Raw genomic sequence first — 13,457 nt, forward strand, 5'->3', positions numbered from 1 at the left:
TTAACCTGCAACCTGTTAACCTGCAACCTGTTAACCTGCAACCTGTTAACCTGCATGCAACTATTCTGACTAATTTGTCGGGCAGATTGCAAAGGTCAAAGGTTTCTGTTCTCCATGATCGAAGCGAATCTCGATAGAACAAATCTGATTGGGTTGTAAATCATAGGATTCTACACTCAGGTAACCTGGATAGGTGCGTTCTGCTTTTGCCGAGGCTTGAGGTGTACCTAGAGTCAAGCTACCACCTTTAGGCAAACGAGTGCTGACCCGTAGCTGAGACACACCATCTTCAGTATGATATTCGGCTCGCAGAGTCACTAAACCAGCACTAGTCTCCCACTGGCGCTCCACAGGAGTTTGATTTGGTGAAACTGGAATGGTGAGGGTGGTAAGAATTTCTTTAGCTGCTAACAGAGCCAAGACCATCTTTTGCTCATTGTTAGCTTCTTCGTAAGGTAGGGATTGCACTTGTTCTTCTGGAGAACGGGTAGGTGTCATCAAGATCCTGCCACTCCAGGAGTTAAGGGCATAGAATTCGTCAGGAAACAGCTTTTGAACTGCGCTAACCAGTTTAGCCCCTAGCTGATACTGGGAAGACACTGCCTCAGAGCAGGCTTCTAGCAATTGAGATAAAACGTTTTCTGGTATGGCAGTAGGTATTGCCAAGTTAGATAACTGTGGCATCCAAAACCTAACTCCGGAAACCCAAGACTCTGCTATTGCGTCAACAATATCAGTTTCATAGTCTGAAAGTTCTGTCTCCCAAGGAAACAGAGGTGGGTTAAGTTCAATTTGAGCTTGTAGTTTGCGCTTCAATAGCGTCTGAAAACGATTTTGCACGGTTGACATCTCTCCCAAGTTGTAGCGGCGGATTTCACCGCCTAGTGTAAGGTCATCATGGGTGATCGATTCTAGTGAATTCACCCACATGCGGTCTAAAGCCGCTTCGCCATTGTGATTAGGGACAATGTTCAAGTTTTCCAAGTCCAGTGATTCTGATAAATCCAGAGGATATACATCAAAGTCAAAATCCGCTGCTGTCGTCTCACCCAGAGGTACAGTATCGTTTACTTGACCGCTTGATGGTATTGAAGCAGCGGGACGGGACTCTTTTAGCCAAGCCATTAAGCGGCTATAGAAAGCGTCCATGTTGTTATCTATGTCACTATTCATCTTTAGATCTACCGGATCCGGATACTGAACTATTACGAATATCCCAGGCAATTTCGAGCAACTTAAACCATCGCTTCTGTGCCTGGTTTAGTGTACAACCCAAGGTCTTAGAAATTTGTTCATTGGAATAACCTTGTTGTTTGAGTTTAAGTAATTCTGACTGTTGAGAGCTCAGTTTTTCTTGAAATCGTTGCCATTCTTTTGGTGTTAGCCCCAGATTTCGATCCAAATCTGCTCCCAGCCACTGATGTACCAATTCCCAGCGGTGAGACAGAGCAAACCGAATCAGATGATACTTAAACCGTTGTTGTAAATAGTCCCGCTGTCTGGGATTGATGCCTAAAATCTCCTCAATTTCCCTGGTTGGCAGGTCTTTCAGGCGCAGAGTAAAGTAATTTGCACAATCATGTTGCTGACGTTCTTCGAGATAGGCGAATAGTTCTTTGATTACAGTTTCCCGCAGGCTGGAGTCTAGGGGTTCAGAATCCGATAACACCATTGCCTCCCGCACCTGCTGAATCGCCGCATCATTCCAAGTCGCATCTGACTCTTGTGCTGCTCCTTCCGCCGCTGTATCCATATCCACAGAGGTTTCTGGAGGTTGCTGTTGGGAAAAGGTTTGAGCACGTAGAATGATCAACTGTTGGGAACGGCGACCGGGTAAAGGAATACGTCGTTTACCATAGCGCTCTGTAAACGCCATATATTCTGATAGTTCCAGGAGGCTGCGGGGACGATAGGTTTCCTCCAGGGAGGTTTCCCGCCGAAAGGCATTTAAGGCTTCGGCATAGAATCCCTGTAAGAAATCTTCAATCATATTCAGCCGCGCCTGGTAACTGGTCGGCGTTTGATGGGGTGTAATGTAGCGGTAGATAATCGCACTAAGAGTACTCTGTAGTTCTACCCTTCCTTGGAGCGACCCCAGTTTGTAGTAATGACAAACTTGCTTGAGACGATGGTTAGCGAGGTTTTGAGCCCAGCTGTCCACATCCCCAGAGTTTTGAATCCGATTACTTTCATTGCAAATACGATTAACTTCATCAGCGATACGTCTTGCTACGTCCTGGCAGTTTTGCTTAGAAGCACGAGTGGACTGCCGGAGTTCTTTATACAGCAGTTCAAATAGTCCTTCCACGCCCAGGCAGACTTCCCTCATCATGATTTTCATTCAATAACGACCCTAACATACACGTACTCTCGACAAATTTGATTTAGCTTTAGACTATGTGCAGCCAAATTCCTCACCCTATAGCTCCTATGGAATTAGACGAACAAATTAACAATTTGATTGATAATGCCCCACAAGATGGAACGACGCCTCAAGCGATTGAAGCGATCGCTCCAGTACTCAAACTTCTGGCGTCACAATTAAACCATCTGGAATATTACATTCTCCAAAATCTTGACCAAGGTTGGGTGTTGACGACACTGAGTAATCGTGCTAACCCTGATCTGGAGAAAAATGTTATTTATGCTTTTCCGACTGTTCAAGATGCTGCCAATTTTCATTCTGATTGGGATCCTCAACTTATGGCGTGCGGGGTGCCAGTCACTCACATTTTGTTTCAGATGTTGGCAATCGACACCGTCACTAGTACTGTTTTCTTTGATACACCTGGTAATTTAGCAGTTGGTTCAGAGGTCTCTCGAGAGGACCTACGAAATTTAATACAAGCTCAACTACAGCAAATCCGGTCAGCACCCAAGTCAGATTCTAACAATCTACCTCCTGACATTGCTTAAGTATGGCAACGAGCGCGAGCAGACAATGACTGGATGAGGAGATCATCGGATGAGGGGATGACTGGATGAGGGGATAAGAAAAGCAAGACTATTGAATCAAACATTATTACCATCGCTCCTAATCAGATCATCAATTACCCTGTCTCATCTAGGGACTTTTCATGTATTCAATATAGTTATTCCCTGCCATCACCACCTCTGTCCATCTCCCCATCGGTGAATTTAGTATCTGTAAATGCAACTTGGTATTAATTTGCCACTTGGTATAATAGTGCGGCTAAAATTGCGGTTAAGCCCCCAATATGCTTCGCAATAAAACTATGGTAGCTTCTCAAACTGGCTTCCCTGATACAGAAAATCACTGGGCAAAGCCATTTATTGAAGGTTTAGCCAATCAGGGAATGATTAGCGGTTTTCCTGATGGCAGATTCCGACCTAATCTACCCATGAATCGATCTCAGTTTGCTGCCATATTAAAAAACGCTTTTTCCCAACCCGAAAAACAACGATCTGCTCCGACCTTTATTGATGTATCACAGAAACACTGGGCAAAAGAGGCGATTCAATATGCTTACGAAACTGGCTTTATGTCAGGTTATCCTGGTAATCGCTTCCGCCCAGAGGCTAATATTGTTCGAGTGGAAGCCTTGGTAGCGATCGCATCTGGCTTGAACCTTCCCTTGAGTGACATATCAGATGTAAATATAGCGCTACCCCAACTCTATCAAGATGTGGATAAAATTCCTGGTTATGCCCGAGACAGGATAGCCAGCGCTACGGATGCTAACATAATCGTCAATTATCCCAATCCCAAGCGACTGCGACCCACTCAAGTGGCAACTCGTGCTGATGTGGCAGCGTTTATCTATCAAGCTTTGACGTATTTGGGTCAGGTGCCAGAGCTAAACTCAAAATACACGGTTGCTTTCCAAACCACTAGGAAGGTTAGCCATCAGCGAGAGTTTCGGGGAGTTTGGGTTGCCAGTGTCTGGAACATTGACTGGCCGTCTGAAAAGGGTCTAGCAGCAGAACAACAGCAAGAGGAACTGATCGAGATTATTGACCGGATTGAGGAACTTAACCTCAATGCTATGTTTTTACAGGTACGACCTACAGCAGATGCCTTATATGCCTCAGAATTAGAACCTTGGAGTGAATGGCTAACAGGTACCCAAGGGCAAGCACCAGAACCGTTTTACGACCCGCTGGAGTTTGCGATCGCAGAATGCCACAAGCGCAATATTGAACTACACGCCTGGTTTAACCCGTTCCGCGCTGCAACAGGATCACAAGTTTCCACAAAAGTCAAGCCTCACATCAGCGTTACCCATTCAAACTATGTGTATCAATACGGTAAGCAATTGTGGATGGATCCAGGAGTAAAAACAGTTCAGGACTGGAGTTATAACGTGATTCTGGATGTAGTCGATCGTTATGATGTAGATGGGATTCATCTGGATGACTATTTCTATCCTTATCCTATCAAAGATCAAGATTTTCCTGATCAAAAAACTTATGAAGCTTATCAGGAAGCTGGGGGTGAACTGAGTTTGGGGGATTGGCGCAGGGACAATGTGAATAAAATAGTTGAGCGTCTCTACACTGGCATTAAAGCTACTAAGCCAACCGTTAAATTTGGGATTAGTCCTTTTGGAATTTATCGTCCTGGACAACCTCCTCAAATTAAGGGATTAGATCAATATCAAGCTATCTATGCTGACCCGAAAAAATGGTTAGAAGAAGGCTGGGTCGATTATATTGCTCCTCAACTTTACTGGCCCATTGAGCCTCCTGCCCAAAGTTATCCGGTTTTACTGCAATGGTGGACAGAAAATAATCCTAAAAATCGACACATTTATTCTGGGAATAGACTCAGTAAGTTAGGTGGAGAAGAGTGGCCGATTTCTGAGTATGAAGAACAAGTTGAAATTAGCCGTAACCTACGGTCTAAACTCTCCCTAGGGAATATTTTCTATAGCATGAAAGTATTCACAGAAAATCGTTTAGAGGTGGTTGACCAGTTCAAAAGCTCTATTTATTCTGAACCTGCTGTTGTTCCTAGTATGGAGTGGTTAAAGACTGAGCCACCTAAGAAACCAGGTAATGTCAGAGCAAGAGATGGTAAGCTAAGTTGGCAGAAAGTTTGTGATGGAGAAACTTGTTATTGGACGCTTTATCGACAACAAGATGGGGTTTGGAGGTTGTACAAAATTCTGAATTCAGCCACGCTAGAGATAGCGCTAGAGTCGGGAGTCTATGCTTTGTCAGCAGTGGATAGGATTGGGAATGAAAGTGTAGGAGTTGTGGTGTCGTTGGGTTGAAGGTTGTTCGCTCTTGGCATCCCTATTAGGGTAGGGTCAATGGTTAAGGCAGATGTTGGCTAAACTCATCTAAAGAACTAGCTGTTAATGCCATTGCCATCAACTTCTCCAATTGTTGGATATCTAAGCCTTGTATTCTTTCAGATATCTCTGAAGGAATCGTTCCAAATCGTAGTTGGAGTATTCGTTCTATGCTAGCACGACGTTCTTGTTGAATTCCTTCTAATATTCCTTCTTTTCTACCTTCTTCTCTACCCCTTAATTCTCCGACTGCCTCTGCCCCTTCTAGCATACTAATTTCATACCGTTTATCTTCCAGATATTTCTGATAGGCTGCTTTTTCTGTATTCGGGAGATTCTCAATCCTCAGGTTTTCTTTAGCTTGGGCTAATCCCCTGGCTTGGAAGTCTTCCTTGATTTCACTATTTTTCAGGAAATATATCCATTCATCCAAACTGTTTTTAGTCACATCATCAAACTGTTTCACTCTCAAGATGTAATATTCCGGAAATATCTGGTACACCTGCTCAATTTTGAACAACTCCTTCTGGAGATTTGATGGCTCTAGTCTGTCCTGGATATGACGTCCGATGAAATTTAATTTACCCTCATAAATGTAATCTTCTCCTTGGCCGAGGGGAAAGTAGACTATATTAATGGAGTAGACCTTTTTGACTTTACTATAAGGCTCTCCTTTATCCAGATATTCGGTAATCAGAGTCGAAACTCCAAATAACATCCGCTGAAAGTAATCATTTTCCGAACTATTTTGCACCTCTACTAGCAATAACTCCCCGGCACTATTGAGAGCGAGAATATCCACCCGGTTTAGTTTGTTGTCTTGTGTCTGAGGATTACTTTCGCTTTCTAAGATCGATTCAATGGTAATTGCTTCTCCAAGTAATTCGCTGATAAAGCCTTCGAGGACAACATAATTAGCTTTATCCCGCAGTTGTTTTTTGATTGCCCAGTCAAAGCGTATGTGTGTTGCTGCCATGATTAGTCTTGCTATCTACAAGCACTATGCCATCTCGACTTAATTTCCTTTAGACTTCTAGTTTAACACCTGGCCATTACTTCGGCAGATATTGGCTAAACTCATCTAAAGAAGTAGCTGTTAATGCCGTTGCCATCAAGGTGTCCAATTGTTGGATATCTAAGCCTTGTATTGTTTCAGATATCTCTGAAGGAATCGTTCCAAATCGTAGTTGGATTATTCTTTCTATGCTAGCACTACGTTCTTGTTGAATGCCCTGTTCTATGCCCTGTTCTATGCCCTGTTCTATTCCCTGTTTTATCCCCTCTTCTCTACCCTGTTTTATCCCCTGTTTTATCCCCTCTTCTCTACCCCTTAATTCTCCGACTGCCTCTGCCCCTTCTAGCATACTAATTTCATACCGTTTATCTTCCAGATATTTCTGATAGGCTGCTTTTTCTGTATTCGGGAGATTCTCAATCCTCAGGTTTTCTTTAGCTTGGGCTAATCCCCTGGCTTGGAAGTCTTCCTTGATTTCACTATTTTTCAGGAAATATATCCATTCATCCAAACTGTTTTTAGTCACATCATCAAACTGTTTCACTCTCAAGATGTAATATTCCGGAAATATCTGGTACACCTGCTCAATTTTGAACAACTCCTTCTGGAGATTTGATGGCTCTAGTCTGTCCTGGATATGACGTCCGATGAAATTTAATTTACCCTCATAAATGTAATCTTCTCCTTGGCCGAGGGGAAAGTAGACTATATTAATGGAGTAGACCTTTTTGACTTTACTATAAGGCTCTCCTTTATCCAGATATTCGGTAATCAGAGTCGAAACTCCAAATAACATCCGCTGAAAGTAATCATTTTCCGAACTATTTTGCACCTCTACTAGCAATAACTCCCCGGCACTATTGAGAGCGAGAATATCCACCCGGTTTAGTTTGTTGTCTTGTGTCTGAGGATTACTTTCGCTTTCTAAGATCGATTCAATGGTAATTGCTTCTCCAAGTAATTCGCTGATAAAGCCTTCGAGGACAACATAATTAGCTTTATCCCGCAGTTGTTTTTTGATTGCCCAGTCAAAGCGTATGTGTGTTGCTGCCATGATTAGTCTTGCTATCTACAAGCACTATGCAATTTCGACTTAATTTCATTATACTGGGTCAGTGGGTCAGTCGTGAGCAATGGTCTTTAGACAAACCTAGCCAAGAGGGATTAAACTGAAACAATAAGCAATAAGCGAATTTTGTCCATTTTAGTTGGTTACCGTGAGAGAGATTTTAAAGGTTATTCTTCCTCAACTGCGTCAGCACTTCGAGAAAATTTACGGCGAACGCCTGTTCAAAATGGTACTATTTGGTTCACAGGCTCGTGGAGATGCGAAATTCGGCTCTGATATCGATGTTTTAGTTGTTCTCAAGGGAACAGTTAACCCAGGGGAAGAAATTAAAAGAACCAGTCATGTAGTAGCTCAGTTGTCCTTAGAGCATAATGAAGTCATTAGCCGCCTTTTTATAGATGAATATCGATTCACCCACTACACTAGTCCTCTATTGAGAAATATTCGTAGAGAAGGCATAGTATTTTGAGTCCGGAACAGCTCGACTTATTGTTAAAAGCGCGTCAAAGCCTTGGTGCTGCCAGAGTGTTGTTGGATAATGGCTACCCCGACTATGCCGCCTCTCGCGCCTACTATACGATGTTTTATATTGCCGAGGCATTTCTCGCAGGTGAAGGCATGTCTTTCTCAAGTCATGCTGCGGTGATTTCAGCTTTTGGTCGGGACTTTGCCCGTACCGGTAGAGTGCCTGTTGAGTTTCACAGATTCATGATCGATGCACAGGACTTGCGAAATGCTGGAGATTATGGACAGCTAAATGCAGTTACTGCTCAAGAGGCTACTGAGCAGATTACCAATGCTGAGCAGTTTCTCGAATTAGCGGAAAACCTAATTGGGAGCTGATCTCAAATTTGGTAGCATCGGTTGACAACTTCGATTTGCCTAAATTGACTCTCTCCCCATCCTCCCATCTGACCATCTCCTCATCAATGTTTACCATTGACAATTTAAACGGAAACGATATGACGGGATTCGGGTCTCGTCAACATTGGCACTCTACCCCCCGATTCATAATGCGATGTTCCGTTTGCGAACACATTAGACAAATGACCAATGACTAATGATTAATGACTAATCAAGGGCTCACCACTGACAGCTTAGAGCTGAAGGCTTACCTAATCAGTTTGTTTACCTTGCGATATCCTTTTAAAATAACTATACTTAATCTATTATATAACATTTAATAATTATTTTTTCCTAATTCTAATTTAGGATAGTCTACTCTAGGGGAGTAATATTAATGAACAATCAAATTATTGATCAAGTATTGTACAAACAAAAACTTGCTATTGATGACCTATTACAAGATTTGCAAAAATTTGCTAGTCAAATCAATAAACCAGAATTACAGTCAAAAATTAGGACGATACAAAAAAATAGCAATGAACCGTTTTTATTAGTTATTGTAGGAGAAGTAAAAGCTGGCAAAAGTAGCTTTATTAATGCCCTAATTCAAGAAGGAATTTGCAAAACTGATGTTGAGCCATGTACGGATATTATTCAACAAATTGTTTATTCAGAGGAGCAGTTTGAAAAAGATATTAGTCCAACGTTACGGAAAATTGGTTTACCCATTGACATCTTGAAAACTATATCAATTGTCGATACTCCCGGAACGAATACGATTCTGGAAAACCACCAAGAGATTACTGAAAACTATATTCCTAACAGTGATTTAGTATTTTTTGTATTTTTCGCTAAGAATCCCTATCATAAAACAGCTTGGGAACTCTTGGATTATGTTAGTGAGCAATGGCGTAAAAAAGTAGTCTTTATACTTCAACAGTCTGATTTAACTAAACCCGAAGAATTAAGCCGAAATACTCAGAGAGTTAAAGACTATGCGAGTCAACGACATATTGAGTCTCCTATAGTTTTTGCGACATCAGCAGAATTAGAAAATAATGGGAATGAAGAGGGGAGTGGGTTTAGGGAAGTGAGAGGATTTATTAATGATATGGTTACCGGTGGCGAGACTTACAAAATTAAACTTAAATCAATTAGCGATCGCACTCAAAATGTGATTGATGAATTAGACGATGAATTAAAATCTATCCAACGGCAACTAGAGCTGGATAAATCATCAGTAGAACGAATCAAAACTAAACTAGCTGTTGGTGAAAAAAAGTCTCAAGATGACATTACTAAACTGGTGGATAAGTTAGCCGCCAACTATGATCGAGTTGCTGAGCAAATAAAATCTGATTTTAGCGCTGGTTTCACATTTCCTAAACTAATCAATAAGTCCGTTGTTGGTACCGTTAATAAAAATGCTTCGATCCAAGCTTGGATCGATCAGATCAAGGCCAAGTATGAACCAGAGCTACAGGTTTCCTTAGAACAAACCTTAAAAGAGGGGACACACCATTTTTTAGGGGATATTAAAAACCTAATTGATTCCTTAATACAAGATTTGAATACTATCGATAATTATTCAAGTAATAGCAATCTATCTATCCGAGTTATGGAGCGCCGTCATGAGGTGTTTGAAGACGTTAAGCAAAAAGCGTCTAAGCTCCTTGAAGATGCTGAGTTTATCAATACTTTAAAATCTAACGCTAGTGGAGTCGCTACCAATATATTAGGGGGAGCGGCAGTAACAGTAATTGCTGGCCTATTTATGGCGATAACGGAGATAGTAATATTGGATCTTATCGGTGCTGCGTTTGCCGGAGTTGGAATTTTATTTTCCGGGGGAGCGCTTTATCTGAAAAGAAAAATGATAATTAGCAATATTAGCAAAAAATTAGACAGTGATAAAAATAAATTGATATCTGATATTCATCAGCAAATTAACTTAAAGTCTACTCTGATATATGAAGAAATTAAAAGAGTATTTGGAGATCTAGATGATTATGTTGAAAAGGAAGAAGAAGGACTAGAACCAATCCTTAAGGACTATAGAACAATCCAGAGCAAGGCTAAGGATTTATTAGTCATTAGTTGATGGCCGATGAATCTGTTCACCATTGCTGCCACAATCATGGTTGTTGAGGCCAACATCTAGAGATTATGATGCCCTCAATAGCTTCAACTGGTAGCTGTATTGCTAGCTGTAGTGGTAGCTAGCTGTACTGATATCTCAATCATTCCCAAAATCTGCTAAACCCCATCAGGGATCACTTTGGCTGTGGGCGTTCTAGCAGCTTTAGGTATAAAACTCCTATCAAATGTGATAGTATAACCTTGACAGTATATTTTGTTTACTGTAAGCCTAACTTGGTCAACTTAGACCACACGTAGCTATACAATAAGGTATTTTTGACTCTAACTCAGGAGTCCCAGGAGGGATATGAGCAGCACAGATAGCAATAAAGACAAGGAACTCCAATTCACTGCTAAAGGAACTGGACCCTCAGGATACATCGATAGGAAACAGCTGAGCATGAAGCCATTACCCCAAAATCGCCCTATTGCTACAAATGTTAGTGAAGGGACAGATGAACTAATGGGCTATCTTGACTAACTAGTTGTCAGGTAAACGAGTGCTTCCGGGTGTGGTTATGTCGGTCGTTTTTGCAGTGTCATCTTTAACACTTCACCCGGAGTAAGCGTGTGCTAGCGCCATACTAACGTTCTAAAACCCCTCAGCATAACGCTTCAACTCCCATGCCATTCGTTTAATACCCCGTAACTCATCCTCTCGGATAAACGGTAGAAACACCCGAGACAATATACCTGAATAAGAGTGCTTGTGGACGTATTTGGTACGACCCACTCCTATTTCTTGCAAATCAAATACACATTCACTACGAAAGCCAGGAATAGAAGACACCCAACTTAGACACACACCAGGCTGAACCTGTGTCACCAATGGCTCAAATTCTGTCTCTTCTTCATTGGGAAGCCGTCGCAGGGAGAGAAACACTTCTTTCCCCTGCTCAAACCGTAAAGTTGAGTCACAATCAAACAGAAATGTGTTCCAGTACTTCCACTGCTGTTTATGGAACAAAATTTGCCAAACCTTCTGCCTTGGGACATTGATATCAATGTCAGTATAGAGACTTGTCATGTTAGTAAATAGCAGTTTTTACTGGTTTCAAGTACTGTTATTTTAGATTATGACAAACGGTAAAGGCTAAAAGGCTACACCACACAAAAGAATAACACGGATGCAGGGATGACTTAATCCATCCCCTTTATGCCTTTGTAAAATTATTAGTTATCAGTATTCTAACTTGTGCCTTGACTAGTGACATGTCTACTGGTTCCTTTGAAAAAAACAGTTTGGATTGGCAGTTGCAGCTGCTGCAACGACAATTCGGGGAGTGGTGGGAACTGAAAATATCTCAGGTGCCTCTTGACCAACCCCAAGGCTCACTGCCATCTTGGTTACTGTCTCCTAGACTAGCTCAGGGGATTAGGATAACGTTTTGGTTACTTGTTGTTGTAATCCTAAGCTGGCTAGGGGTGCGACTGATCAGAGGATTACATCCTTATATTATTTCTTATTACCAACAACTGACTCAAGCTGCAAACAGAGTGACAAAACGACCAGTTCCAGAATTATCAGTGGTCAATTGGTGGGAGCGATCGCAAAACTATCAGCAGCAGGGTAACTACACCGAAGCCTGTCGTTGTTTGTATATGGGGATGTTGCAGCAATTACACGATACTGGCATTGCCCCTCGCCATCCCAGTCGCACGGATGGAGAATATCTACAACTCATCCAGCAATTACCGCAACCTAAACCATACCAAATCTTACTGATCACCCACCAGCAGTTATGTTTTAGTAACGCCGAAGTGTCTAGTCAGGTTTTTGAACGGTGCCAGCAGGCTTATCAGCAGATAAAGCTTTAATTATGTTCGCGTAGCGTGGCCTTTTGGCCAAGGATGTTCGCGTAGCGTGGCCTTTTGGCCAAGGATGAACGATGAAATTTCCTAGGCGTCGGTTAGGGGTAATTAGTGCGATCGCAATCGTAGTACTAATTATGATTACCCTGGTAGCTGCTCCAGCTAATAATAAAATCAATAGCGGTTCTACTTACAGCCGCGCTCCCTATGGCTATGGCGCTTGGTACGCTTACATGGCAAAACGGGGAACTCCTGTACAGCGTTGGCAAAAACCCTTTGAGGATTTAGCGAATCAGACGGATGCTCAAGGTTCGGTTACCTTATTGCGTGTCACTAGTTGGTTGACAGTAGATGCTATTTATGGGAAGGAGCGAGAATGGATTAAACAGGGCAATACGATGGTGATTTTGGGAGTCAAGCAGCCGGTGACAGAGGCTGCTTTTAGTACTCTCCAAGAGGCTTCAACGGGAAAGGTTAAGGTTAACACCAGGCGGCGATACAAGGGTAATCAGGGGAAGAAAATTTTAAGCGATCGCTTTGGTGCGCTGGTTTGGGAAAAGCCTATTGGTGATGGTAGAGTTATCTTTGCCACTACATCCGATCTTGCTGCCAATGCCTATCAGGACTTTCCGGCTAACTATGAATTATTAGCCCAACTGGTTACTCCCTTGAAACCAGAGGATAATTTAACTAACCAAAATCCCGTTTGGGTCGATGAATACCTCCACGGTTACAAAGATGTAGATGTGATCAAGCGAGAGGTAGGTGAGACTCTATTCAGTTATTTAGCGAAAACCCCTCTGTTGCCAGCCTTTATCCAAGGATTAATCATTCTTCTGGTTGCCATCTGGGCTCTGAATCGCCGCTTTGGACAACCATTGACTTTATCTGAACCAGTGGTGGATAACAGCGAAGCCTATATCCGAGCATTAGCAGGTGTTTTGCAAAAAGCAGGCAGCAGTGAGTTTGTGTTGGAAGTTGTGGGAAAAGACGAACAACTGCAACTGCAAAAAGCACTGGGATTAGGACAGACTCTGCTTGAGGAGCAAGCTCTAATTGATGCTTGGGTTGAGCAAACTGGACGTCCAGCTACAGAACTGAAACAAGTGCTGGAAATTCAATCTAGTAAACGTCGTATTAGGGAGTCAGACTTACTAAAATGGCTGGGAAAATGGCAGAAAATTCGTATTGATTGATGGAATGATCACAACTGCCCGATTGCTTAAACTACTGCGTATAAACCTAACTAATCCGACCCCCAATCAACCAGAGTTTGCCCATGCTATCCTGGTACCACGAAGACGGTCCCACAGGATAG

At 42.3% G+C, this 13,457-nt stretch carries 13 protein-coding genes; 8 read left to right on the top strand and 5 right to left on the bottom strand.

Annotated features, from left to right (window positions below; genetic code table 11):
- Window positions 1-69: 69 nt before the first annotated feature.
- Both AC4II3_RS01155 and hetZ read right to left on the bottom strand, forming a co-directional pair.
- Window positions 70-1,173: a hypothetical protein gene (locus AC4II3_RS01155; protein ID WP_488007740.1), complete on the bottom strand. Its 1,104-nt coding sequence runs from the start codon at window positions 1,171-1,173 to the stop codon at window positions 70-72.
- Window positions 1,166-2,329, bottom strand: coding sequence for a heterocyst differentiation protein HetZ (gene hetZ / locus AC4II3_RS01160; protein ID WP_293078523.1), 1,164 nt, complete (start codon window positions 2,327-2,329; stop codon window positions 1,166-1,168). The genes AC4II3_RS01155 and hetZ overlap by 8 nt, the downstream gene beginning before the upstream one ends.
- A gap of 101 nt (window positions 2,330-2,430) precedes the next feature.
- On the opposite strand from hetZ, the gene AC4II3_RS01165 reads away from it, so the two are divergent.
- Both AC4II3_RS01165 and AC4II3_RS01170 read left to right on the top strand, forming a co-directional pair.
- Window positions 2,431-2,916 (top strand): hypothetical protein, encoded by a 486-nt coding sequence (locus AC4II3_RS01165; RefSeq protein WP_293118969.1) that lies wholly within the window; start codon window positions 2,431-2,433, stop codon window positions 2,914-2,916.
- Between the two features lie 320 nt (window positions 2,917-3,236).
- Window positions 3,237-5,237 carry a glycoside hydrolase family 10-like protein gene (locus AC4II3_RS01170; protein ID WP_488007743.1) on the top strand — a complete coding sequence of 667 codons (2,001 nt, stop codon included), beginning with the start codon at window positions 3,237-3,239 and terminating at the stop codon, window positions 5,235-5,237.
- A gap of 43 nt (window positions 5,238-5,280) precedes the next feature.
- Here the strand turns inward: AC4II3_RS01170 and AC4II3_RS01175 are convergent, their stop codons facing one another.
- Together AC4II3_RS01175 and AC4II3_RS01180 are read right to left on the bottom strand one after the other, a co-directional pair.
- A complete protein-coding gene (locus tag AC4II3_RS01175; RefSeq protein WP_488007745.1) occupies window positions 5,281-6,234 on the bottom strand; it encodes an Rpn family recombination-promoting nuclease/putative transposase in 954 nt (317 codons plus the stop codon).
- Window positions 6,235-6,310: 76 nt separating this feature from the next.
- On the bottom strand, window positions 6,311-7,327 hold the full coding sequence (locus AC4II3_RS01180; RefSeq protein WP_488029087.1) for an Rpn family recombination-promoting nuclease/putative transposase: 1,017 nt from the start codon (window positions 7,325-7,327) through the stop codon (window positions 6,311-6,313).
- Between the two features lie 163 nt (window positions 7,328-7,490).
- On the opposite strand from AC4II3_RS01180, the gene AC4II3_RS01185 reads away from it, so the two are divergent.
- The 4 genes from AC4II3_RS01185 to AC4II3_RS01200 all read left to right on the top strand — a co-directional run bounded on the left by AC4II3_RS01185 (window position 7,491) and on the right by AC4II3_RS01200 (window position 10,808).
- Window positions 7,491-7,811 carry a nucleotidyltransferase domain-containing protein gene (locus tag AC4II3_RS01185; RefSeq protein WP_488007749.1) on the top strand — a complete coding sequence of 107 codons (321 nt, stop codon included), beginning with the start codon at window positions 7,491-7,493 and terminating at the stop codon, window positions 7,809-7,811.
- Window positions 7,808-8,185 carry a HEPN domain-containing protein gene (locus AC4II3_RS01190; protein ID WP_488007751.1) on the top strand — a complete coding sequence of 126 codons (378 nt, stop codon included), beginning with the start codon at window positions 7,808-7,810 and terminating at the stop codon, window positions 8,183-8,185. Before AC4II3_RS01185 ends, AC4II3_RS01190 begins: the two co-directional genes overlap by 4 nt.
- A gap of 397 nt (window positions 8,186-8,582) precedes the next feature.
- Window positions 8,583-10,289, top strand: a complete 1,707-nt coding sequence (locus AC4II3_RS01195) for a dynamin family protein (protein ID WP_488007753.1) — start codon at window positions 8,583-8,585, stop codon at window positions 10,287-10,289.
- 345 nt (window positions 10,290-10,634) lie between these two features.
- Window positions 10,635-10,808, top strand: a complete 174-nt coding sequence (locus AC4II3_RS01200; RefSeq protein WP_488007755.1) for a hypothetical protein — start codon at window positions 10,635-10,637, stop codon at window positions 10,806-10,808.
- Between the two features lie 111 nt (window positions 10,809-10,919).
- Here AC4II3_RS01200 and AC4II3_RS01205 read toward each other — a convergent pair whose 3' ends face one another.
- Window positions 10,920-11,354: an SRPBCC domain-containing protein gene (locus AC4II3_RS01205; protein WP_071102388.1), complete on the bottom strand. Its 435-nt coding sequence runs from the start codon at window positions 11,352-11,354 to the stop codon at window positions 10,920-10,922.
- 173 nt (window positions 11,355-11,527) lie between these two features.
- On the opposite strand from AC4II3_RS01205, the gene AC4II3_RS01210 reads away from it, so the two are divergent.
- Together AC4II3_RS01210 and AC4II3_RS01215 are read left to right on the top strand one after the other, a co-directional pair.
- The gene (locus AC4II3_RS01210) at window positions 11,528-12,145 is read left to right on the top strand and encodes a DUF4129 domain-containing protein (RefSeq protein ID WP_488007757.1); all 618 of its coding nucleotides are present in this window, start codon (window positions 11,528-11,530) and stop codon (window positions 12,143-12,145) included.
- 71 nt (window positions 12,146-12,216) lie between these two features.
- A complete protein-coding gene (locus AC4II3_RS01215) occupies window positions 12,217-13,335 on the top strand; it encodes a DUF4350 domain-containing protein (protein WP_488007759.1) in 1,119 nt (372 codons plus the stop codon).
- The last annotated feature ends 122 nt before the right edge of the window (window positions 13,336-13,457 follow it).

This window comes from Moorena sp., from assembly GCF_982860115.1.